The organism is Microcoleus sp. C2D2, assembly GCF_036702495.1.
Classification (GTDB): Bacteria; Cyanobacteriota; Cyanobacteriia; order Cyanobacteriales; family Microcoleaceae; genus Microcoleus.
This window is the reverse complement of the sequence record NZ_JAUBTO010000006.1, coordinates 93,718-117,732: the sequence shown is the minus strand read 5'-3', so window position 1 is coordinate 117,732 and position 24,015 is coordinate 93,718. Positions and strand designations below refer to the sequence as shown.

Genomic DNA, 24,015 nt, shown 5'->3' with positions numbered 1-24,015 from the left:
CACCCATGACCACTAAAGATTACACAGAATTCGCCTTCACCTTGCCCGACCTGATCGAAATCCAGCGGGCAAGTTTCCGCTGGTTCCTAGAAGCCGGACTGATCGAAGAACTCGACAGCTTCTCCCCGATTACAGACTACACGGGCAAGCTGGAACTCCACTTCATGGGCAAAGACTTCAAACTCAAGCGCCCCAAATACGACGTGGACGAAGCCAAGCGCAGGGACAGCACCTACTCGGTGCAAATGTACGTACCCACCCGCCTGATTAACAAAGAAACAGGGGAAATCAAAGAACAAGAAGTCTTCATCGGCGATTTGCCCTTGATGACCGAGCGCGGCACTTTCATTATCAACGGCGCAGAACGGGTGATAGTCAACCAAATCGTGCGATCGCCCGGAGTGTACTACAAATCAGAAACCGACAAAAACGGCCGCCGTTCTTACAACGCCTCGCTCATCCCCAACCGCGGCGCTTGGCTGAAATTTGAAACAGACAAAAACGATTTAGTCTGGGTCAGAATCGACAAAACCCGCAAACTCTCAGCCCAGGTGCTGCTCAAAGCATTGGGACTCACAGACGGCGAAATCTACGACTCCCTGCGGCACCCGGAATACTTCCAAAAAACGATCGAGAAAGAAGGACAATTCGGCGAAGAAGAAGCATTGATGGAGCTCTACCGCAAACTCCGTCCCGGCGAACCCCCCACCGTAGCCGGGGGCGAACAGCTCCTCCACTCCCGCTTCTTCGACCCCAAACGCTACGACTTGGGCAGAGTCGGCCGCTACAAACTCAACAAAAAATTGCGCTTGACAGTCCCCGATACCATGCGGGTGCTGACATCGCAAGATATCTTGACAGCGATCGACTACCTAATAAACCTCGAATTCGACATCGGCTCCACCGACGACATCGACCACCTAGGCAACCGTCGCGTCCGCAGCGTCGGAGAACTGCTGCAAAACCAAGTGCGCGTCGGCCTCAACCGCTTAGAACGGATCATCCGCGAAAGAATGACCGTCTCCGACGCCGACTCCCTCAGCCCCGCATCTCTGGTCAACCCCAAACCCCTGGTAGCAGCAATCAAGGAATTCTTCGGTTCCTCCCAGCTATCCCAGTTCATGGATCAAACCAACCCCCTAGCAGAACTGACGCACAAGCGCCGGCTTTCCGCCTTAGGCCCAGGAGGTCTGACTCGGGAACGCGCCGGGTTTGCAGTGCGGGACATTCACCCGTCCCACTACGGCCGAATTTGCCCGATCGAAACACCAGAAGGTCCCAACGCAGGTCTGATCGGTTCCTTAGCAACCCACGCCCGCGTCAACCCCTACGGCTTCATCGAAACTCCTTTTTATCCAGTAGAAAAAGGACAGGTGCTGCGCGACAAAGCCCCCGTCTACATGACAGCCGATGAAGAAGACGATTTGCGCGTCGCCCCCGGAGACATCAGCCTCGACGAAAACAACAACCTCTTGGGCGAAACCGTAGCCGTCCGCTACCGCCAAGAATTTACCACCACCACACCCATGCAGGTGGACTACATGGCGATTTCGCCAGTGCAAATCGTCTCCGTCGCCACATCCCTGATTCCGTTCCTGGAACACGACGACGCCAACCGAGCACTGATGGGTTCAAACATGCAGCGGCAAGCCGTGCCGCTGCTGAAACCGGAACGGCCCCTAGTCGGTACCGGCTTAGAAGCTCAGGCCGCGCGAGATTCCGGGATGGTTGTAGTTTCCCGGATTAACGGCGAAGTGATATACATCGACGCCACCCGGATTATAGTCAGACCCCTGGCCTCGGATGCCGAATCCAACTCCAGCGAAGAACATTTCCTGATTCGGGAATACGACGAACTCAAAGTCAAACAGCCCTCGGTTTGGAAGCAAAAATACTCCGGCTGCATCGAACACGAACTGCAAAAATATCAGCGCTCAAACCAAGATACATGCTTAAACCAGCGTCCGCTGATTTATGAAGGCGATCGCGTCGTAGCAGGTCAAGTGCTCGCCGACGGTTCCTCCACCGAAGGAGCAGAACTCGCTCTGGGTCACAACATCCTCGTAGCTTACATGCCTTGGGAAGGCTACAACTACGAAGACGCCATGCTAATCAGCGAGCGTTTGGTGTACGAAGATATCTACACCAGCATCCACATTGAAAAATACGAAATCGAAGCCCGCCAAACCAAACTCGGCCCCGAAGAAATCACCCGCGAAATTCCTAACGTCGGCGAAGACGCGCTGCGCCAGCTAGACGAACAGGGCATTATCCGCAAAGGAGCCTGGGTAGAAGCCAGCGACATCCTAGTCGGCAAAGTCACCCCCAAAGGCGAATCCGACCAACCGCCGGAAGAAAAACTCCTGAGGGCAATCTTCGGCGAAAAAGCCCGCGACGTGCGCGACAATTCCCTCCGCGTCCCTAACGGCGAAAAAGGCCGCGTGGTGGACGTGCGGGTGTTTACCCGCGAACAGGGCGACGAACTGCCCCCGGGCGCCAACATGGTCGTCCGCGTCTACGTAGCTCAAAAGCGCAAAATTCAAGTCGGCGACAAAATGGCCGGCCGCCACGGGAATAAAGGCATCGTCTCCCGGATTCTGCCGATGGAGGATATGCCCTACTTGCCCGACGGAACTCCCGTGGACATAGTGCTCAATCCCTTGGGCGTACCGTCGCGGATGAACGTAGGTCAGATTTTTGAGTGCTTGCTGGGATGGGCCGGCGAAAATCTGTCGATGCGGTTCAAGATGGTGCCTTTTGATGAAATGCACGGCGCTGAAAAGTCGCGGGAAACCGTACACGGCAAGCTGCAGGAAGCCAGGGAAAAAACAGGCAAGCCTTGGGTGTTTAGCGAAAAGCACCCCGGCAAGACAATTGTCTACGATGGCAGAACAGGGGAACCGTTCGATCGCCCGATCACAGTCGGCATCGCCTATATGCTGAAGCTGGTGCACTTGGTAGACGACAAGATCCACGCCCGCAGCACAGGCCCTTACTCGCTAGTAACGCAGCAGCCTTTGGGCGGCAAAGCACAGCAGGGGGGTCAGCGGTTCGGAGAAATGGAAGTCTGGGCCCTGGAAGCGTTCGGCGCAGCTTACACCTTGCAAGAGTTGCTGACTGTGAAGTCGGACGATATGCAGGGGAGAAACGAGGCTTTGAACGCCATTGTTAAAGGCAAAGCCATTCCGCGCCCCGGTACGCCGGAATCTTTCAAGGTGCTGATGCGGGAGTTGCAGTCTTTGTGTTTGGATATTGCCGTGCACAAGGTGAATACGTCCGACGAGGGCAGCGAGCACGTTGAGGTGGATTTGATGGCGGATGCTGGGGGCAAGCGATCGCCCTCCCGGCCTACTTACGAATCCCTTTCTCGTGACGAACTCGACGAGGATTAGGCATTAAAGATTAAAGATTAAAGATTAAAGATTTTTTGACAGCATTCAATTCTTTAATCTTTAATCGACAATCTCAAATTAAAATGCCTCAGCAGTGGTACGAACACTGGTGAGGCGAATCAACGCTCTTAAGAGGAGAGACGCTGACATGACTATTGTAACAGTTGTCCCAGGAATAGAAGGAGAAGTTGACCTGAAGACTGGCTGTATTAACTGGCAAGGGAGCAAGTTTGGCAACGGTTACGCGCGCAAGTGGCTCGAGGGGAAAACGGTATTAGTCCATCGATTAGTCCTCGAATCAAAAATAGCAGGATTTCTAGATTCCGGTTATTTTGCTTGCCACACCTGCGACAATCGAAGCTGCATCAACCCGGCACATCTGGTAGTAGGTACTGCAGCTGAGAATACCGGGCAGATGATTGGGCGCGATCGCAAAACTCCCAGACGCAAAAGTATTCCCGGTATTGGCATATTGTCGATCGCACAACTACGGGAAATTCAGACTAAATATTTATCTGGAACCATCAAGAACCACCTAGCAAAAGAGTATGGAGTACAACATGAAACTATTATTAAGATACTTCAGACAAATATTCCCGATAACTTCACTACAGTTTCACCCAATTTTTTAGGAGAAATTCAAGACAGCGGCTGCATCATTTTCCAAGGTTCAAAAGACGGTCCAGGTTATGGCAGGTACTTGAAAAATGGAAAATCAAAATCAGTGACTCGTGCTATTTTAGCAGAGAAATTAGGATATGAACTTCCGACTTCGATGGATGCTTGTCATACCTGCGACAATCCCAGTTGCATCAATCCAGAACACCTTTGGGCTGGTACTCGCTCCCAAAATTCATTAGATGCTTCCAAGAAAGGACGCACCCAAGGCAAAAGTCATCCCCTTTCCAATGCCAAATTAGACTGGGAAAAGGTGCGAGAAATTCGGCAAAAGCTAGCAGCAGGAAAGAGGATGAAAGATGTAGCACAGGAATACAGTGTCGGCCGCAAAACCATACACTATATTAAATATCACGTCACTTGGAAGGAAGCAGGTCAAGAGGTTCCACTTCCTCGCATGGGTGGACATCTCGATCGCAAATTTACTTTTGCTCAAGCTCTTGAAATCAGAGAACGAATTCAAGCCGGAGAATCCATTGCTAAAATTGCTCAGGAATTTGGGGTATCCAGAAATGTCATTTCTGATATCAAAAGAAATGTCACATATAGAGGAGAATAAAATTGATTTAAGCCGCAAAACAAGCCAACAAAAAAGATAAATTACCACAATAAATCGACTGTAAATCATCAATTGGAGTCAAAATGGCTAAGATAGAACAACGCTTTGATTACGTCAAGATAGGGTTAGCTTCACCAGAAAGAATTCGACAGTGGGGAGAGAGAACTTTACCCAACGGTCAGATAACCGGCGAAGTGACAAAACCCGAAACAATAAATTACCGGACATTAAAACCTGAAATGGATGGCTTGTTTTGCGAGCGCATTTTTGGGCCTGCAAAAGATTGGGAATGTCATTGTGGGAAGTACAAACGAGTTCGCCATAGAGGCATTGTTTGCGAAAGATGCGGTGTTGAAGTCACTGAATCTCGCGTCCGCCGCCATCGCATGGGCTTTATCAAATTAGCAGCTCCAGTCGCTCACGTTTGGTACCTCAAAGGCATCCCGAGTTACATGGCAATTCTGTTAGATATGCCGCTGCGAGATGTCGAACAAATCGTGTATTTCAATGCCTATGTTGTCCTCAATGCAGGTAATGCAGAGAAGCTGCAATACAAGCAATTGCTCACGGAAGATGCTTGGCTGGAAATAGAAGACGAACTTTACAGCGAAGATTCCACACTCACAGGTGTAGAAGTGGGGATTGGTGCTGAAGCTTTGCAAGTTTTGCTGCAAAATATTCCGCTAGAAACTGAAGCGGAAAAGCTGCGGGAAGATATTGCTAATGCTAAAGGTCAAAAGCGGGCGAAGTTGATTAAACGCTTGCGAGTGATTGACAACTTCATCGCTACGGGTTCCCATCCCGATTGGATGGTGCTCAATGTGATTCCGGTGATTCCCCCGGACTTGCGGCCGATGGTGCAGCTAGACGGCGGGCGTTTTGCAACGAGTGACCTCAACGACCTATATCGGAGAGTTATCAACCGCAATAACCGCTTGGCGAGACTGCAAGAAATTCTGGCGCCGGAGATTATCATCCGCAACGAAAAGCGGATGCTTCAAGAAGCTGTGGATGCGCTGATTGACAACGGTCGCCGGGGCCGGACGGTGGTGGGCGCAAACAACCGCCCGCTGAAGTCGCTGTCGGACATCATTGAAGGGAAACAAGGCCGCTTCCGGCAAAACTTGCTCGGGAAACGGGTTGACTACTCCGGGCGTTCGGTGATTGTGGTGGGGCCGAAACTGAAAATTCATCAGTGCGGTTTGCCGAGGGAAATGGCGATCGAACTTTTCCAGCCTTTCGTCATCCACCGCCTGATCCGCCAAGGATTGGTCAACAACATCAAAGCTGCCAAAAAACTGATCCAGCGCAACGATGCCAGTGTTTGGGACGTGCTTCAGGAGGTGATTGAAGGACACCCGGTAATGCTGAACCGGGCGCCGACGCTGCACCGTTTGGGGATTCAAGCCTTTGAGCCGATTTTGGTGGACGGGAGAGCAATTCAGCTTCACCCGCTAGTCTGTCCGGCTTTTAACGCTGACTTTGACGGCGACCAAATGGCCGTGCACGTGCCTTTGTCTCTGGAATCTCAGGCGGAAGCGCGCTTGCTGATGCTGGCTTCTAACAACATTATGTCGCCGGCAACCGGAAGACCGATCGTTACTCCTTCTCAAGATATGGTGCTCGGTTGCTATTACTTGACAGCCGAAAATCCTGACGCTCAAAAAGGATCCGGTCACTATTTCTCAAACCTCACCGACGCGGTTGTCGCTTACGAACAAGGAGTCGTTGACTTGCACTCTTATGTGTGGGTGAGGTTTCAAGGTGCCATAGAAAACGCAGAACCCGAGGGAGAACCGCTGAAGGTGGAACGCTCTACCGACGGTATAGTGACGAAAGAATACAAGTTCCGTCGGGTTCGGGAAGACGCAGAGGGCAAGTTGATCAATCAATTTATTCGCACTACTCCGGGCAGGATTATCTATCACCAAACGATCGAATCGGTAATTAACAATTAGGAATTGGGAAGGGTAAGAGGTAAGAGGTAATGGGTAAAAGGTAAGGGGTAAGGGGTAATAACTGACAAAAAATCGCTAACAAATAATAGCGACCGAAGCCGGAAAAATTACCAATTACTAATTACCAATTACCAATTACCAATTAAGTAGGTAGGTGCAAATAAACATTACTATGGGGAGGGCGGGTGAGTGCATTCATCTCCTAGCTTAGCTCTCGTACTTATACGGTAAACCAACGCCTACAAGATAGTTGGTGTTTTTTCCTGCTGCTCTACTTACCAATTACCAATTACCAATTGCCAATTACCAATTACCAATTGCCAATTACCAATTACCAATTACCAATACTCAGAAAAATGACAGAAAAGAAGGAAATTGTTTTTCGCAATCGAGTTGTTGACAAAGGTCAGCTCAAAAAATTAATCTCTTGGTCTTTCATGCACTACGGAACGGCCCGTACAGCCCAAATGGCCGATAAACTCAAAGACTTGGGTTTCCGCTTTGCGACACGAGCCGGAGTTTCGATTAGCGTAGACGACCTGCAAGTGCCCCCGTCAAAACGATCGCTCCTAGATGCAGCCGAAGAAGAAATCCGCATCACAGAACAAAAATACACCAGAGGCGAAATCACCGAAGTCGAACGCTTCCAAAAAGTAATCGACACCTGGAACAGCACCTCAGAAGATCTCAAAGACGAAGTAGTCAAAAACTTCCGAGCCACAGACCCCCTAAACTCGGTCTACATGATGGCCTTCTCCGGCGCGCGGGGGAACATTTCTCAAGTGCGGCAGCTAGTCGGAATGCGCGGATTGATGGCCGACCCCCAAGGAGAAATCATCGACTTGCCAATTAAAACCAACTTCCGCGAAGGACTCACCGTCACCGAATACATTATTTCCTCCTACGGAGCGCGCAAAGGCTTAGTAGATACAGCCTTGCGGACCGCAGACTCAGGCTATCTCACCCGTCGGTTGGTAGACGTATCCCAAGATGTCATCGTCCGGGAAGTAGACTGCGGCACCCAGCGGGGAATTCGAGTGCGACCGATGACAGACGGAGCAACAGTGCTCATACCGCTCAAGGACAGACTCCTAGGGCGCGTTTTTGCCCAAGATGTGGTCCACCCCAAAACCGGGGAACTCGTAGCTTACGGGAGCGAAAAAGCCGTCCGAAATCAGCCAATTACCGAGGAGCTGGCGACAGAAATTGGTAAATCAGGAGTGACAGAGGTGTATTTACGATCGCCCCTGACCTGTGAATCAACCCGATCGGTTTGTCAGCACTGCTACGGCTGGAGTCTCGCCCACTTGAAAATGGTAGACATGGGAGAAGCCATCGGCATTATTGCAGCTCAGTCGATCGGGGAACCAGGAACCCAGCTCACCATGCGGACCTTCCACACCGGAGGCGTATTCACCGGAGAAGTCGCCAAACAAGAACGCGCCCCCTTCCCCGGCACAGTCAAATTTAAGAACCTGCGAACCCGCGCCTTCCGCACCAGACACGGCGAAGAAGCGCTCGTAGCCGAAAACAACGGCAAACTCGTATTTGAAGGCGACGGCTTTGAAGAAGGTAAATCCGGCGCCAAAAATCAAAAACTCAAAATCGAACTAGCCATCGTCCAGGGTTCAACCTTAATGGTCAAAGACGGACAGCGCGCCATACCCGGTCAAGTTTTGGCAGAAGTGCCCATCGTCGGTCGCGCCGCCCGCAAAACAACAGAAAAAGTCACCACAGACGTAGCCTCCGACTTAGCCGGAGAAGCCAAATTTGCCGACTTAGTGCCAGAAGAAAAAACAGACCGCCAAGGGAACACAACCCGCACAGCCAGCAAAGGCGGGCTGATTTGGATACTCTCAGGAGAAGTCTACAACCTGCCCCCCGGCGCCGAACCCGCCGTAAAAAACGGCTCTCGCATTCCCGCCGAAAGCGTAATAGCCGAAACCAAACTCATCTCCGAACACGGCGGCGTAGTCCGCATCGCTGACCCCAGAGAAATCGAAATCATCACCGCCCAAGTCCTGCTCGACCAAGCAGTCGTGCGAGCCGAAAGCGCAGGCGGCCGCGACCACTACACAATCGAAACAGCTTCTAAGCAGCGGTTTTCCCTCAAAACCGCTCCCGGGAGCAAAGTCATCAACGGCGAAGTCGTCGCCGAACTGCTCGACGACAGCTACCGCACAGCTACAGGGGGCATAGTCAAATACGGCGGCGTAGAAGTCCACAAGCGCGGCAAAGCTAAACTTGGCTACGAAGTCGTCAAAGGCGGCACCCTGCTGTGGATACCAGAAGAGTGCCACGAGGTGAATAAAGATATTTCTCTGCTGCTGGTCGAAGACGGTCAGTACGTAGAAGCCGGTACAGAAGTCGTCAAGGATATTTTCTGCCAAACCAGCGGGGCCGTAGAAATCACTCAGAAAAATGACATCCTCCGGGAAATTGTGATCAAACCGGGCACGCTCCATGTAGTTGACCGCCCGCCGCTAACATTCGGAGAAGGTCAAATCGTCAACGCCGGTCAAGAAATTTTCCCAGGCTTGATTGCCGAAGAATTGGGCTATGCCGAGTATATCGAAACTCCCGAGGGTCCAGCTTTGCTGCTGCGGCCAGTCGTAGAATTTGCGGTACCGGATAAGCCGCCAGTGCCATCTCAGACCGCCCTGAACGAGTCAATCTCTTTGAAAGCAGTACAGCGACTGCCTTATAAGGATGGAGAGCGCGTCAAATCAGTCGAAGGATTGGAACTGCTGCGGACTCAGCTTATTTTAGAAATAGGTTCCGGAGCTCCGCAACTGGCAGCAGATATCGAGCTGCTGCCCGATGAGGACGATGCTATGGCTTTTGGGGCAGACGGTTCGGGGCCGGCTTGGGGCTCGCCTGAAGACGTTACTGCGTCCGAAGAGTTGGCCGTGACAGTAGCCGATGGGGGCGATCGAGCTTCCAAGACATTCCGCTTGCAGCTAGTGATATTGGAATCCCTAGTGATTCGGCGGGACGTATCTGCTGACCCCACTCAGGGCAGCACCCACACGCGGCTTTTGGTCGAAGACGGACAGAGAATCGCGCCCGGGGCAGTAGTCGCCCGCACCGAGATTCTCTGCAAAGAAGCCGGTATCGTTCGCGGCATCCGCGAGGGAATTAACGAACCCGTGCGCCGGCTGTTGGTAATGCGAGATGCGGATTCTATAGAAATCTCAGTCGCCGGTACGCCGGATGTGAGTCCGGGTCAACTCCTAGTGGCTGGTACCTCCATAGCTCCGGGGGTTGTTCTCGAAGAGTCCGGCCAAGTTGTGAAGGTTATACCGGCATCGGAAACAGAATCAGCGAAACTCTTGCTCAGGGTAGCTCGTCCTTACCGGGTTTCGGCCGGTGCGGTGCTGCACGTAGACGACGGCGACTTAGTGCAGCGGGGTGACAATTTAGTGATCCTGGTATTTGAGCGGGCAAAGACTGGGGATATCATTCAGGGTTTGCCGCGGATTGAGGAACTGCTCGAAGGGCGCAAGCCGAAGGAAGCCTGTATTTTAGCCAAGCGGCCGGGGACAGCTCGAGTGGTTACCGATGACGATGTTGTGGAACTTGCGGTGATCGAGGATGATGGCCGGATAGAGGAGTATCCTTTGTTACCCGGTCAAAACCCGATCGTTTCCGACGGACAGCGCGTGGGCGTCGCCGAAGCTTTGACCGACGGACCTGCTAACCCTCACGAAATTCTAGAGGTGTTCTTCCACGTGCTCAAGGAGCGGCAGCCTACTTTTGAGGCGGCGTTGGAGAGTTTCCAACAGGTGCAGACATTTTTGGTGAATGAGGTGCAGTCAGTTTATCAGTCTCAAGGCGTGGATATTTCTGATAAACACATCGAAGTAATCGTCCGCCAGATGACTAACAAGGTGAGGATGGAAGATGGTGGCGATACTACTATGCTCCCGGGCGAGTTGGTGGAATTGCGGCAGGTTGAGCAGGTAAATGAGGCGATGTCAATTACTGGTGGAGCGCCGGCGGATTATACTCCGGTGTTGCTGGGGATTACTAAGGCTTCGCTGAATACTGATAGCTTTATTTCTGCTGCTTCGTTCCAGGAGACTACGCGGGTGTTGACTGAGGCTGCGATCGAAGGTAAGTCTGACTGGCTGCGGGGCCTGAAGGAAAATGTGATTATCGGCCGCCTGATTCCTGCGGGTACTGGGTTCAATGCCTATGAGGATGCTGGGGTTCAGGATGCTGGTTTTGATGGTACTGTGTTTGATGACGACATCCAGGATTTGCAGGAAAATGTGGTACTTGATGACCGTACGGCGCGCCGCGCTTATACGATCGAGAGTGGTTTTGAGATCGGGCGCGGGTCTGACCTTGATGCTGATGAGGATTTTGAGGAAGTTGAGGTTGATGAGGACGATTTTGTCGCTGAGACAGAGGATGATTCCTTGGGGGCTGATGCTGACGATGATGATGATATCGGTTTTGACTTCGATGAGGACGAAGACTAATAATAGTTTTGAGATTGCATAAATGAGTGAACAGCGTTGCGATCTTTGAGGATAGATTGGTTCCTAGCCGCAACGCACACTTCAATCTCATGAGTTGAAAAATCTCAAATTTTTCCTCACTAATTAAAAGTCAGAACTCATAGCATTGTGCGATCGGGACATCCAAAGGAAGAAGGAAGAGTCAGAATTCAAGAAAACTTTGTAATTCAAGAGTTTTAACTGTTTGTTTCCACAAACAATTCTTTCTTCCTTGTTCCTTTTTCCTTCTTCCTTCTTCTTCCTTCTTGAGGTAAGGTTCACTCAATCAGGCAGCCAAGCCTTAATCTGATTAACAAAATCTTGATGGTCAAACACAGGTTTAGAGATTAAACCGTCGGCACCGCTTTGATCCAGAAATGTTTCTCGATCGCCGGCCATCATGCTAGCAGCCACCAAAATAATCGGCAGGGAGGCTGTTTGCGGGTCAGTTTTGAGCAGTTGAGTAATCTTAATGCAGTCAACAGATTTGCCCTGGTACACGCTGTGCGAAAGTGACACATCCATTAAAATCAAATCAGCTTCGCCATTGGCAGCAATCTGCATCATCTCTTCAACATTTTCCGTGTGCTTCACCGCTAAGCCCCCCCGCTTAGTCAGAATTTTGGACAAAACCCGAACATTAACCAAATCGTCCTCTACAATCAGAACGGTTTTCATAAATAAATATGGGAATTATAGAAACTTTGTGACTTTAGTCCAAAGAGGAACACGGGACGGGGACTAGATTACCCGTCAAAAATACAGAGTTTTTAGCGCCCTTAGCCCGGAACCCTGCAAAACCCGTATTTATATACTTGCGCCGCTAACTCTGAGAGGGTGTACAGATGCCCTTAAGCATCCAGTACAATCATCATTTAGACTACTACACACAGACAGTTTAGTTGTTTTTTATAACTAGACCTGACATTGGCGAGAGTCTCCTGATTCTCAGGTAGCAGGTTTCTAGTTTTTCCTCACTAATTACAAATCAGAACACTTGACACTCCCCAGCCTAAAGGCGTGGGGATTCTTAATTCATCGACTGACCTTTAAGCACCATGTCCTTGCGGCAGTCCTTAAACCTTTCAACCGTACAATAGTACAAATTGACAAGTCTAATTCACAGTAACCCCAGAGGGTCTATCTCCAAAAGCGTACTAGGATACAAGCCTAGAGTTTGGGTATGCCCTACCCTACTTAACAAATCAAAAAATTGTTTGTTTTTACTGGTTTAAGGATGCGTTGATCCTTTAGCTGTTTTAAGAGTTTTCGCCGCTCTGCGTCCCCCGGTTTATACCTAAAAGTGTGTCTTAACTGTTTCACGATGGTAAAGGAGTTTAACCTTGACTATTTTAGTATACTACAAATACCAGCAATTCCTGATTTTTAGGAAGGGATTTAAGAAATTAAAGCCGCCCTAGAAGGACGGGGTTTTAAACCCAATTTCCTGATAACATTGTGCGAGGGACATCCAAAGGAAGAAGGAAGAGTCAGAATTCAAGAAAACTTTGTAATTCAAGAGTTTTAATTGTTTGTTTCCACAAACAATTCTTTCTTCCTTGTTCCTTGTTCCTTCTTCCTTATTGATGTATGGTTCACTCAATCAGGCAGCAAAGCCTTGATCTGATTGACAAAATCTTGATGGTCTACCACAGGTTTAGAGATGTAACCGTCGGCACCGCTTTGATCGAGAAATGTTTCTTTATCACCGGCCATCGCGTGAGCAGTCACCAAAATAATCGGCAGGGAGGCCGTTTGCGGGTCAGCTTTGAGCAGTTGAGTAATCTTAATGCCGTCCACAGATTTGCCCTGGTACACGCTGTGCGAAAGTGACACATCCATTAAAATCAAATCAGCTTCGCCGTTGGCAGCAATCTGCATCACCTCTTCAACATTTTCCGTGTGCTTCACCGCTAAGCCCCCCCGCTTAGTCAGAATTTTGGAAAAAACTCGAGCATTAACCAAATCGTCCTCTACAATCAGAACGGTTTTCATAAATAAATATGGGAATTATAGAAACTTTGTGACTTTAGTCCAAAGAGGAACACGGGACGGGGAGTACATTCCCCGTCAAAAATGCAGAGTTTTTAGCGCCATCAGCCGGGAACCCTGCAAAACCCGTATGTATATACTTGAGCCACTAGCTCTGAGAGGGTGTACAGATGCCCTTAAGCATCCAGTACCATCATCATTTAGACTAGACTACTACACACAGACAGTTTAGTTGTTTTTTATAACTAGAGCTGACACTGGCGAGAGTCTCCTGATTCTCAGGTAGGAAGTTTCTAGTACAATCATGGACGCCTCGATGACGCCTCGAAACCGGGTTTTCGATCGTTTCGGGGGGCTATAACGAAGTATTGCTATGAAAAAACCGGGTTTCTGACTACCCGTGCGTCCACGACTATAGTATCCTCTCTTTCGGTCAAGCCTCCGGCTTCTACCATTTTAGATTTTAGATGGGGACTGAGTTACTGGATAGGGGTTTGGATCGCGGACCTACAGTTGGATTCTTTTTTGAAACTGGTATTAGAGTCGGCGAGGTGTGACAATTATTTTCTTTCCTGCTCTTAGAATCAAGCCATGTTTATTCACATAGTCCCGCCGCAGCATTCGGAGTAGCGAATCTAGCAGGGATTGTTGGAGATTCCTAATTCTCAGTTTTGACCATCGAGACTGCTTAAAATATCGACGCTTCCGTTCCTCCAGCGTTTGTCCGACTACGAGAGGTCGCGAGGAGAGCTTTTGACTGCTGAATTCTTCTATATCGGCATTTTTGACACTTTCAGCGAGTCACCGCGACGCTCGATTCTTGAATAGCCCAAAAATTGAACTTCACTCATAGTCCAAGCACCTCTACAAGCTCTAAACAAGTACCAGTACCAGAGGTATTGCAATTGCGCTTACTTTTATTTTTTAATGCTTTCCGAGTCCATCACGCTTGCCAAAATACGGTACGATCGCTCTTCTACCATTGCTGGTTGCTCCACGCTACCGCTGTACCGAGACGAGAGCAATCAGCTTTTTTTCCTGAATAGAATATTTCTTCGCGTAGATGGTTATTCCTAATTACAATTAAATTCTATCATAGATTGGCGGGGACTTTAGTCCCTCGTGACGCTTTCCTAGGAAGGGCTAAAGCCTCACTACGTTCTGAGCTTCTGGCATTCCGCGTTCTCCTGTGAATCAACCTTCTGACGGCGGGCGGTAAATAGACAGGTAGGCGCAAATGAAGGCAACATAGAGGTTAGGGTAAGAGTGGAGAGTAAGAGGCAAGTATTGCCCGTCTTCGGCACTCTGATTCTGCTTTCACAAGTTAAGTTTATTTTTATTCTCCAACTGGGCGCTGGGGCCGAAATTTCGGTTCGCCTGCGGCAAACGCTTTTCACTCGAGACAGGCAACCTCGACATTATTGACAGAGGCTGTCTTCACTCAGGAATTAACGGACACAAGGACTCATGGCTAAACAACTCAACCTACTTTCCGGGCAAGTAATTTCTACGGCTCTGCACGCCGAGATGCAGCAATCGTACCTCGAATATGCCATGAGTGTGATCGTCGGGCGAGCTTTGCCTGATGTCCGCGACGGTTTAAAACCGGTTCACCGTCGAATTTTGTACGCGATGCACGAACTCGGTCTGACGCCAGACCGACCTTACCGCAAGTGCGCCCGGGTCGTTGGAGATGTTTTGGGAAAATATCACCCCCACGGCGACCAATCGGTTTACGACGCTCTGGTGCGCATGGTTCAGGAGTTTTCGAGCCGCTATCCTTTGCTGGCGGGTCACGGCAATTTCGGTTCGGTGGACAACGATCCGGCGGCTGCTATGCGCTATACGGAAACGAGGCTGGCACCGATCGCCCACGAAGCGATGCTCACCCAAGTCGGCGATGCAACTGTTGATTTTACTGCTAACTTTGACAGTTCCCAGCAGGAACCGACTGCGCTGCCTGCTCAGTTGCCGTTTCTGGTACTCAACGGCTGTGCTGGCATTGCTGTGGGCATGGCAACTAATATCCCGCCACACAATTTGGGGGAGGTGGTAGACGGTTTAATTGCTTTGATTGAAAACCCGGAACTCTCGGACGAGAAGTTGCTGCAACTAATTCCAGGTCCTGATTTCCCGACCGGGGGGGAAATCGTCGCTACAGAGGGCATTGTTGATGCCTACACCAAGGGTAAAGGTAGCATCTCGGTGAGGGGTGTGGCGGGGGTAGAAGAGGTGCCTGGGAATCGCAAGGTGCGCAGTAAAACGGCGATCGTCGTGACCGAGTTTCCGTTTCAGGTAAATAAGGCGGCTTGGATTGAAAAGGTGGCGGAGTTGGTCAATGCCGGCCGACTTGATGGTATTGCTGATTTGCGCGACGAGAGCGATCGCGAAGGCATTCGAGTGGTGATTGAACTCAAGCGGGAATTTACCCCTGAAGCGGTTCTGGCTCGTCTTTATCAACAAACTGACCTACAAACAAATTTTGGCGCGATTTTGCTGGCAATTGTCAACGGTCAACCCCGACAGTTGACGCTGAGACAATTGTTGCAGGAATTTCTGGATTTCCGGGAAGTGACTCTTACCCGCCGCTACAATTACGAGTTGCAGGCTGCGGAACGCCGCTGTCACATTGTCCAAGGCTTAATGTTGGCTTTGACAAATCTCGATGCTGCGATCGACATTCTCAGAAATTCTCCTGACGGTACTACTGCTAAGCAAACTTTGCAAGTTCGCCTCAATTTGAGCGAAAGTCAAGCTGATGCGATTTTGGCGATGCCGATGCGCAGGCTGACTGGTCTGGAAAGGCAAAATTTGCAGTCTGAGTTTGAGGAGTTGATGACGAATATTCAAGAGTTGCAGCGGTTGTTGAGTGACAGGCGCGAACTTTTGAAGGCTTTGAAGAAGGAATTTCGATCGCTCAAACGCAAGTACGCTGACGAACGCCGCACTAAATTCGTGGATGGGGCAGCAGGACGCGCGGGAACCGCCGAACCACAAGTTTTAAGTAAGAAAAATTCTGCTGTGAAGCCGTTGTCGCCGGCAACCGTTGTCCCTAACTTATTGCCTTCTCCAGAGGCAGAGGAAACTCTTGTTGAATTTACGCACAAGCAGTACGTGCGGCGCCGGGCGGCGGCGGGGGAACGTCCGCGTTCGTCGAAAAGTCGCGAAAAATCAGTTTCAGCTTTAGAAAAAAATGAAGATTTTATTGTGACGGCAAAGCTGACGAAAACCGATCGCACTGTGGTTGTCTTAACTCCTAACGGCAAAGCTTACCCGCTGAAAGTGGCTGATATTCCTACTATTAACGGAAAAGACCGGGGAACGCCGATCGTCAGTTTGTTGTCGCCGAGTGCTACTAAAGAAAGTGCCGGTTCGGCTTTGTCGGAAATCACAGTCGCACACTTTATTTTGCCGGAAAATTCGGAGGCGGCGGATTTAGTAACTCTGACTCAGCAAGGAAAAATTAAGCGCTTGGCGATGCAGGAATTTGCTGATTTGACTAATCGCGGCGTTACTGTTGTTAAACTCAAGGAGGACGATCGGCTGCGCTGCGCGAGCCTGGGTAAAGTCGGCGAGCAAGTGGCGATCGCAACTTCTGGAGGTCGAGTCCTCCGGTTTGAGATCGATGACGAACAACTGCCACCAATGGGCCGCACCGCCCAGGGTTTTCAAGTAACCAGGTTGCGGAAGCAGGAACAGTTGGTCGGTTGCATCACTCTCGACCCGGACGACAGTCTGGTGCTATTTTCTGAGTTGGGTTGGGCAAAACGAATGCCTGCCGGTTCTGTCAGACTTACTAACCGCGGCGAAATTGGCACTCAAGCTTTTCGCTTCGCAGAGCCTAAAGATGCTTTAGTTGGCTTGCTGCGCGCTGTTCCTGATACGGAGGTCAAACTTTTAACTAATTCTGGCCGTCTACTGCGCTCGGCTACTGATGCTATAGCTTTTTGGGGGAAAGATGCTGCGGGCGATCGAGTTTTTGACCTCAATCCGGGTGAAAAAATTATCAAAGTTATGAGCAGTCAATAGTCAACAGTCAGCAGTCATTAGTCAGCAGTCAGCAGTCATTGGGCATGGGGCATGGGGCATTAGTTAGTGGTTGATTCTAATAACCAATGACTAATTACAAATACCCAATGACCAATGACTGATGACCAATGCCCCATTCCCAAATCTAAAATCTAAAATCTAAAATCTAAAATCTAAAATCGTCCGATGGCGCAAGTTGTATTAGAAAATATCTACAAAAGTTTTCCGCTCCGCCAAGGAGAACAGGAAAAAGAAGCAAACAGCGTCGCAGAAAGTCTCTCGCCTGTGGCCGATAGCCCTTCGTCTAACAGCGTTTTGCGACGCATTAACCTGACGGTCGAAGACGGCGAGTTCATGGTGCTGGTGGGGCCCTCGGGCTGCGGAAAAAGCACTTTGTTACGATCGATCGCTGGTTTGGAAGTCTTGACGGCCGGCAATATCTGGGTGGGCGATCGGCTGGTTAACGATTTGCCTCCTAAAGACCGAGATATCGCTATGGTATTTCAAAATTATGCTCTCTATCCTCACTTAACAGTTTACGATAATCTCGCCTTTGGATTGCGCCGCTCGGAAAGGGAGAAGGAAGAAGGAAGAAGGAAGAAGGAAGAAGGAAGAAGGAAGAAGGAAGAAGGAAGAAGGAAGAAGGAAGAAACGATAAGGGGGAAGATACAAGGAGAAGAAGGAAGCATCCCGAAGATAGAAAATATTAGGAAGAAGCTAGAAGAGGTTATTAATTATTTAGCTTCTCATTCTTTTAAAAATTCTCTTATTTATCCTGTGTTTGAGGACTTTTTAGGAGGAGCAACTCGCAAGCTGCCTCCGGGTTTGCGCTATTTGTCGGAACGGGAAAAGGCAGTAGGAAAACGAGTACGGGAGGTAGCTGAATTATTGCAAATAGAATCTCTTTTAAATCGCTTGCCGAAACAACTTTCGGGAGGGCAAAAGCAGCGGGTAGCTTTGGGTAGGGCGATGGCTCGAAATCCTGAAGTTTTTTTGATGGACGAACCGCTATCGAATCTTGATGCAAAATTGAGGGCGGAAACTCGATCGCAAATTGTGCAGTTGCAGCGACAGTTGGGAACTACAACTATTTATGTAACTCACGACCAAACTGAGGCGATGACTATGGGCGATCGGATTGCTATTATGAAGGTCGGCCAGCTTCAGCAAGTAGCTCAACCTCTAGAGCTTTACAACAAGCCGGCTAATCTGTTTGTTGCTGAGTTTATCGGTTCTCCGCCGATGAATTTTTTGTCGGTGCAATTTACTGCCCCGTTGTTGATTTATCACCCGCAATTTCGCTTTACTTTACCCGATATTTGGGCAAAAAGTCTACAACAATATGACGGACGAGGGTTAATTTTGGGCATTCGGCCGGAACATCTGAGCATTCACCCCCCTGCGACGAAAAATCTTTCGGTACAAGTGGAAATTGTAGAGGCTTTGGGACACGAAACTTATTTGCGGGTCTGTTTGACGGATGCTCCGGCCGTGCGGATGCAAGTGCGGGTTCCTCCTGAGCGATCGATCCGAGTTGGCGAGGAGCTTTGGTTGGCCATCGCCCATGACAAAATTCACTTGTTTGACCCCGATACCGAGTTGGCTATTTTTCCTCGTTAGGCAAAATCATCAAGGTCGATCGACCCTTGTGACCTAGGTCACCATACACAAGCTTGCACTTTTTTCAAGTCACTGTTATATTTATTTACATAAGCCTTACAAAAGTTAACGAAAGGAGTTCGCACTATGCAAGAACAAAAACGCAACGCTTGGAACTGGGGCTTCAGCGAAGGAGCCGAAAATTGGAACGGTCGTTTAGCGATGATTGGTTTCTCTGCCGCTGTCATCATCGAATTGGTTTCCGGTCAAGGCGTGCTTCACTTTTGGGGCCTGATGTAATTTTCTAGTTAAGACTTTTGTGACACTGCAAAGCTTGGGAGTTCCGTAACGGACTCCCAAAATTTTGGCAGGGCGATTTGGGCAGCAAATAGCAATTGCTCCGTGCAGTTAGCAGCACAAAATTTAACAGCTATAGCTAAAACTCGGGGCGGGGGGTTCCCCACCCCAAAAAAAGAGTGCGAATCACTCTTTTGGGTGATGCTAGAAAATTACTCTAGCGGATATATTCTTTCAAGATGCTGTTCCGGTTGGGATGGCGCAACTTCCGCAGGGCTTTAGCCTCGATTTGGCGAATCCGCTCGCGGGTGACGTTAAAGATTTGACCAATTTCCTCCAAGGTCTTCATCCGTCCGTCATCTAAGCCGTAACGCAGCCGCAGTACATCCCGTTCTCGGGGGCTAAGAGTATCCAAAACGCTTTCCAAGTCTTCCCTGAGCAAGTTTTTCGAGACTTGATCTTCTGGCGTTTCCCCGTCAGATTCAATAAAGTCTCCCAGACGCGAGTCTTCCTCTTTGCCGATCGGAGTTTCTAGAGAGATGGGCAACTGTGCGGACTTAGCAATGAACCGCAACTTCTCGATCGTCATTTCCATGCGGGTAGCAATTTCTTCTTCCGTAGGCTTGCGACCCATTTCCTGAGACAGGAGTTTGGTAGTTTTCTTGATCCGCGAGATGGTTTCGTAAAGGTGAACCGGTAGGCGGATAGTGCGGGATTGGTCGGCGATTGCCCTAGTGATGGCTTGACGTATCCACCAAGTTGCGTAGGTAGAAAACTTGTAGCCTTTTTCGTGATCGAATTTTTCAGCGGCCCGGATCAGCCCCAAAGAGCCTTCCTGAATCAAATCTTGGAAAGACAAACCGCGATTCATGTATTTTTTGGCGATCGACACCACCAAACGCAGGTTTGATTGCACCATTTTCTCCTTGGCGCGCCGACCGACGTGGAGTCGGTGACGGAATGCAGGGAGTGCCATATCTACAGCATTAGCCCATTCGCTGTCTTTGGGTTCGCGGTCTAACTCTTCGAGCAGTTGTTCTCGAACTCGCTCTAAATCCAGCAAATCTGCAATCTTGCGCGCTAGTTCAATCTCTTCGTCAGCTCGCAGCAGTCGAATCCGACCGATTTCTTGCAGGTAAAGACGAATAGAGTCTTCAGTATAATGCTTTTTCTTAGCCTGTGCCCGACGGCGGGCTTTAGCGCCTTTGCCAGATTTACTGTCGTCCTCAGATTGAGAGTCTAAGAATTCTTCTCGATCGTCTTCTTCGTCGATAAAGAGTTCCAACTCGCTCTCAGGTAGAACGCTTTCGGCGCTCCGAAGCAACTCGATTGTTTCCATTTCGGGTGTGATTGTGTTTTCGAGTACGGTGTTAGCCTGGATCATGCCGTCTTCCTCATGCTCCTGAATTAAAGAATAAATAACAGTGGAATAGTGTCTGTTTGTAGTTTAGACAAGTTAGCCAGTATTGACATTCCCGCAGGAAAAAATAGTGGGATTTTCGGTCTGCTAGCTGAATCTGTTACAGAAACTGCACCAGTTTTATGAGTCAAAGTTCGAGTTCGGGTTTGAAGCAGCGATCGCATTCAATCGATCGCAGAATTTAACATCGCGACCTGAGATTGAGCGTGCGGCTTTTTCTTTCGGAGCGAGTTACCACATCATCTGCGATACCTTGCCCTCAGAAGCAAACTATGAAATGCGAGCGATCGCACCTCAAAAAATACTGGCTTTTTTACTCGGTACTTCGATCTTTTACCCGTACAAGTTTTCCGGCACGGAACCCTCTAACTTTTGTGTTCGAGGTGTCGAACTCTTGATTCGCCTAGTGCTTTCACTCTGGTTGTCAGACATGACAGTCGCACGGCAAACTTTCGCCACTTTGGATGCGGATCTGCTGCCTCAAATGCAACAGCAGAGGGTCGAAGCACCAAACGGGGAGAATCGGATCTTGCCAAGACCTTTCCGATTGTAGCCTTTCTCACAAAAAATGGAAGTTGTTTTCCATTGTTTGTCAAGAACTAGGAAAACTCTGTGAGCTTAGCTTGACAATAGGGACTCGTGTCCGGATCTGCTAAATCCTGAGAACTGCCCGCAAAAACTTTGACACGATCGAACGGCGCTGTTTTCTGCGCATATCTGGGTGAACGGCTGCGGCGTAGTTGGCCAGACAGTTAGCAGACAGTTTTTGACTTGCCGGAATTGGGACCAATACAATCCGTGTAGATACACCCATCATTACCCTGTTTCCCTGAATTGAATCATACGCAATCTGCGATTGAATAAAGCTCGTAGCTTTAGTTTTAAGCCGGCAACTCTGGATTAGAAACCGACTCTGACCCCAAATGAAGCGTTGCGGGTTGAGTAGTGCAACAGGGGCTTTCTTTGTTAAGTTAGCTCAATTTTCAGAAATTGGGTTTAATTTTGACGTTAAATCACATTAAGTTCTTAACGTCACTTTCTTATTTAAGCAGTTCGACACGAGTTTGTCGCGTCAGCGGCAAAAACCACCCGGATAAATTCTACTGAGAATTAACCCACCGCGCAACTCTCGGCTGCAAACAGCTCTAAAATTTGTTGGCTTTCGGCTCGCACTTGCGCGATCGCACTGTCTCACAAAAAACACAATTCGCCATCTTCCGGAAGTATAACTTCACGATTCCTTTAAATATATCGTAACAGTGTGAAGATTCGATAAAGCCCTTCAATCAATTTTAGGTAGCATTCCCCAATTGTCTTGATAATTTCCAGCAGACGGAACAAAAGCCACAGGGGGCTTTCCTGCAACTGGCGACAGATGATTAGTCTGCAAGGAAAGGAAAAGTTACCGAGTTAGCGATGTGCTTGTTATTGTTGGAGAAGGCATAAGCTGCAGGATGCGCTTAAAGATTTGGATCGATAGGACGCTGGTGCGATCGCTAAAAGTTTTGTTACATTTATTTACAGCGTGTCCTCCGAAAGCGCAGCTCTAGGTTTGAGCTTTAAATCATCGATCGGGCTCCTAGCTCAGCAATGACGAGAGCGAAAATTGTCTATAAAGTTGATTATACCTGCTTACTCTGGATGATTTCTAATAAACCTTGATAAAAGACTTTGAAGCTTTTAGAGCGATTTGATTCAGGATTCATATATTTAGAAATTTCGCTAGAAGCTTTATATTTTTCTAGTCCTCCCGGGTGATATCCAGCTTTTTTCAGGACTCTTTCCAAAGCCTCCCATGTACCCCCTTTAATAGCATCGGGGTCGCGATACGGTTGTTGATTAGCTAAATTGGCAGAGACTTTAGGATAAGCTTGGCAAATTGCTTGAACGTCTCCCAAAAACCATGCTTCTAATTCTTCTACCACAATTCGATTTAAGACTTGAAATGATTTATCTTTTTGACAGGAAGATTTAGTGATTAATCCGGCTGATATTGCTATATCTTCTAGTTGCTTTTTTAATTTTAGACAATATTCTCAATCTTCATCTATTAAAACAACTATTTTCCAATCAGAGGGAAGCCATGCTTGATAACCGTTCAAACGCTTAGGCAATTTAGGAAGTAAATCTGGTTTTCCTCGAAAAACATGAATGTTAGAGGTAATATTTGATGGCAATATTTTCGGCAAAAGCTGGATCGAAGCTGATTATAGGGATGCTTCTTCCACTAAAAACTCAAGATGCAAAATCCTCACCTTCTCTTTATTTTAAGTTTAAAATCATTGCGGTGCACCCGCATTTTTAAGCGGATTCCCCACATCAAAGAAATCTTCCATCCACAGCGAACCCAGTAATGCACCGTGTTCCATAAATTGTTTGACTCCCTGCATATCTGCGGTTCTTTTTGTTTGAGTAAAACCTTTTTCATCTCGATATAATACCCATAATTCCTCTGGCTTCAAACTATCCACAAAAAAAGGAGAATGGGTTGTCACCATTAATTGAGTATTAGCAGAAGCAGCACGACATTCTTCTGCTATATGGGGCAACAAGCGCGGATGTAGATGATTTTCTGGTTCTTCTATTCCTACTAATTGGGGGGGACTAGGATCGTATAAGACTGTTAGATAAGCTAATAGTTTTAACGTACCATCCGAGGCAAATTTTGCCAGAATTGGATGAGAAAAAGGAGCATCTTTAATTTCCAACAAAAGTCTGCCATCCTGCATGATTGAGGCTTCGACTTTTTCGAGGCGTGGAATACGACCGGAAAGGGTTTTTAATATTTCTTCTAACCGTTGGGGATGTTGTTCCTTGAGGTATTGGATAACATTTGGTAAATTATCCCCTGTGGCGGACAATCTTTCCTGTGCACCTGCTTCGGGAAGGCTGCGGGTATGATCTGCGGTTAAATATGATAAATACCAGCCTGTAATAAAACGTCTTAATGCACTAACACGGGGATGTTTGGCAAATTGTCCTAATGTATTTACTGCTAAAAATTCCGAGGATTCTAGTTTTTCGGTGATCCTTTCACTTTCTTCATTAGGACTTTCGCCACTAATGACTTGTCCTTCCCCTTTTTTGAAGTGTAAAAAACGAAAAGGTTGTCCATATTGTCCGCGCCTCCAATGCAACCATTCTTCAGCAATGAAGGGACGATTATTTTCTTCATCTATAGCGAGATGATAGGTAATTAAAGGCGATGCAGATGTCTCTCGATATTTTAATTCAATGATAATGCAGCCTTCGCTGTCTCTGGTGCGTAATTCTCGAAATCGGCCCCGTCTATCCCAGGCTTTTCTTAGGCTTTCGGTGAAACATTCGGATAGGAAAGCGAAAACATCGAAAATAGTTGACTTTCCGCTACCGTTGGGGCCTAAGAAGACAGTTAAGGGGGTGAGATTTTTGAGTTCTAGATTGTGCAAAGCACGGTAGTTTTGGACTTTTAAATATTCTATACGGGGAATATTTTTCATCATCTCACCTCCTGAATTATAATCTTGGTTTTTTTCCTCCTAATTTCTCTTTTAACGAACCGCGAAGACGCGAAGTGCGCGAAGGAAGAAAAGAGAAGAAGAAAAAA

At 48.5% G+C, this 24,015-nt stretch carries 12 protein-coding genes and 1 pseudogene; 8 read left to right on the top strand and 5 right to left on the bottom strand.

The features are described from left to right. Positions 1-5: 5 nt before the first annotated feature. The 4 genes from rpoB to QUB61_RS03920 all read left to right on the top strand — a co-directional run bounded on the left by rpoB (position 6) and on the right by QUB61_RS03920 (position 11,074). Positions 6-3,392 (top strand): DNA-directed RNA polymerase subunit beta, encoded by a 3,387-nt coding sequence (gene rpoB, locus QUB61_RS03935; RefSeq protein WP_333123898.1) that lies wholly within the window; start codon positions 6-8, stop codon positions 3,390-3,392. 148 nt (positions 3,393-3,540) lie between these two features. Next, positions 3,541-4,629: an HNH endonuclease gene (locus tag QUB61_RS03930; RefSeq protein ID WP_333123895.1), complete on the top strand. Its 1,089-nt coding sequence runs from the start codon at positions 3,541-3,543 to the stop codon at positions 4,627-4,629. An 83-nt stretch (positions 4,630-4,712) separates the two neighbouring features. Next, positions 4,713-6,587, top strand: a complete 1,875-nt coding sequence (locus QUB61_RS03925) for a DNA-directed RNA polymerase subunit gamma (RefSeq protein WP_333123892.1) — start codon at positions 4,713-4,715, stop codon at positions 6,585-6,587. A gap of 356 nt (positions 6,588-6,943) precedes the next feature. Then, positions 6,944-11,074: a DNA-directed RNA polymerase subunit beta'' gene (locus QUB61_RS03920; RefSeq protein ID WP_333123890.1), complete on the top strand. Its 4,131-nt coding sequence runs from the start codon at positions 6,944-6,946 to the stop codon at positions 11,072-11,074. A gap of 300 nt (positions 11,075-11,374) precedes the next feature. Here QUB61_RS03920 and QUB61_RS03915 read toward each other — a convergent pair whose 3' ends face one another. Further along, on the bottom strand, positions 11,375-11,770 hold the full coding sequence (locus tag QUB61_RS03915; protein WP_333123884.1) for a response regulator: 396 nt from the start codon (positions 11,768-11,770) through the stop codon (positions 11,375-11,377). Positions 11,771-12,691: 921 nt separating this feature from the next. Further along, on the bottom strand, positions 12,692-13,087 hold the full coding sequence (locus tag QUB61_RS03910) for a response regulator (protein WP_333123881.1): 396 nt from the start codon (positions 13,085-13,087) through the stop codon (positions 12,692-12,694). A gap of 1,464 nt (positions 13,088-14,551) precedes the next feature. On the opposite strand from QUB61_RS03910, the gene QUB61_RS03905 reads away from it, so the two are divergent. The 3 genes from QUB61_RS03905 to QUB61_RS03895 all read left to right on the top strand — a co-directional run bounded on the left by QUB61_RS03905 (position 14,552) and on the right by QUB61_RS03895 (position 19,012). Beyond that, entirely contained in the window at positions 14,552-17,113 is a 2,562-nt protein-coding gene (locus QUB61_RS03905; RefSeq protein WP_333123878.1) for a DNA topoisomerase (ATP-hydrolyzing), read from the top strand. A 186-nt stretch (positions 17,114-17,299) separates the two neighbouring features. Further along, the gene (locus QUB61_RS03900; protein ID WP_333123875.1) at positions 17,300-18,733 is read left to right on the top strand and encodes an ATP-binding cassette domain-containing protein; all 1,434 of its coding nucleotides are present in this window, start codon (positions 17,300-17,302) and stop codon (positions 18,731-18,733) included. 126 nt (positions 18,734-18,859) lie between these two features. Next, positions 18,860-19,012, top strand: a complete 153-nt coding sequence (locus tag QUB61_RS03895; RefSeq protein ID WP_194063436.1) for a chlorophyll A-B binding protein — start codon at positions 18,860-18,862, stop codon at positions 19,010-19,012. 214 nt (positions 19,013-19,226) lie between these two features. Here the strand turns inward: QUB61_RS03895 and rpoD are convergent, their stop codons facing one another. Continuing rightward, entirely contained in the window at positions 19,227-20,393 is a 1,167-nt protein-coding gene (rpoD, locus tag QUB61_RS03890; protein ID WP_333123873.1) for an RNA polymerase sigma factor RpoD, read from the bottom strand. A 289-nt stretch (positions 20,394-20,682) separates the two neighbouring features. On the opposite strand from rpoD, the gene QUB61_RS03885 reads away from it, so the two are divergent. Further along, entirely contained in the window at positions 20,683-20,982 is a 300-nt protein-coding gene (locus tag QUB61_RS03885) for a hypothetical protein (RefSeq protein WP_333123870.1), read from the top strand. 1,069 nt (positions 20,983-22,051) lie between these two features. Here QUB61_RS03885 and QUB61_RS03880 read toward each other — a convergent pair. Next, positions 22,052-22,435, bottom strand: a pseudogene (locus tag QUB61_RS03880) (DUF4276 family protein); the annotation flags it as partial. Between the two features lie 273 nt (positions 22,436-22,708). After that, a complete protein-coding gene (locus tag QUB61_RS03875) occupies positions 22,709-23,911 on the bottom strand; it encodes an AAA family ATPase (RefSeq protein WP_333123868.1) in 1,203 nt (400 codons plus the stop codon). Positions 23,912-24,015: the final 104 nt, after the last annotated feature.

Coding starts and splice junctions, on each gene's coding strand:
- QUB61_RS03930 (WP_333123895.1), top strand. CDS start 3,541: ATGACTATTGTAACAGTTGTCCCAGGAATAGAAGGAGAAGTTGACCTG.
- QUB61_RS03875 (WP_333123868.1), bottom strand. CDS start 23,911: ATGATGAAAAATATTCCCCGTATAGAATATTTAAAAGTCCAAAACTAC.
- QUB61_RS03905 (WP_333123878.1), top strand. CDS start 14,552: ATGGCTAAACAACTCAACCTACTTTCCGGGCAAGTAATTTCTACGGCT.
- rpoD (WP_333123873.1), bottom strand. CDS start 20,393: ATGATCCAGGCTAACACCGTACTCGAAAACACAATCACACCCGAAATG.
- QUB61_RS03900 (WP_333123875.1), top strand. CDS start 17,300: ATGGCGCAAGTTGTATTAGAAAATATCTACAAAAGTTTTCCGCTCCGC.
- QUB61_RS03915 (WP_333123884.1), bottom strand. CDS start 11,770: ATGAAAACCGTTCTGATTGTAGAGGACGATTTGGTTAATGTTCGGGTT.
- rpoB (WP_333123898.1), top strand. CDS start 6: ATGACCACTAAAGATTACACAGAATTCGCCTTCACCTTGCCCGACCTG.
- QUB61_RS03910 (WP_333123881.1), bottom strand. CDS start 13,087: ATGAAAACCGTTCTGATTGTAGAGGACGATTTGGTTAATGCTCGAGTT.
- QUB61_RS03895 (WP_194063436.1), top strand. CDS start 18,860: ATGCAAGAACAAAAACGCAACGCTTGGAACTGGGGCTTCAGCGAAGGA.
- QUB61_RS03920 (WP_333123890.1), top strand. CDS start 6,944: ATGACAGAAAAGAAGGAAATTGTTTTTCGCAATCGAGTTGTTGACAAA.
- QUB61_RS03925 (WP_333123892.1), top strand. CDS start 4,713: ATGGCTAAGATAGAACAACGCTTTGATTACGTCAAGATAGGGTTAGCT.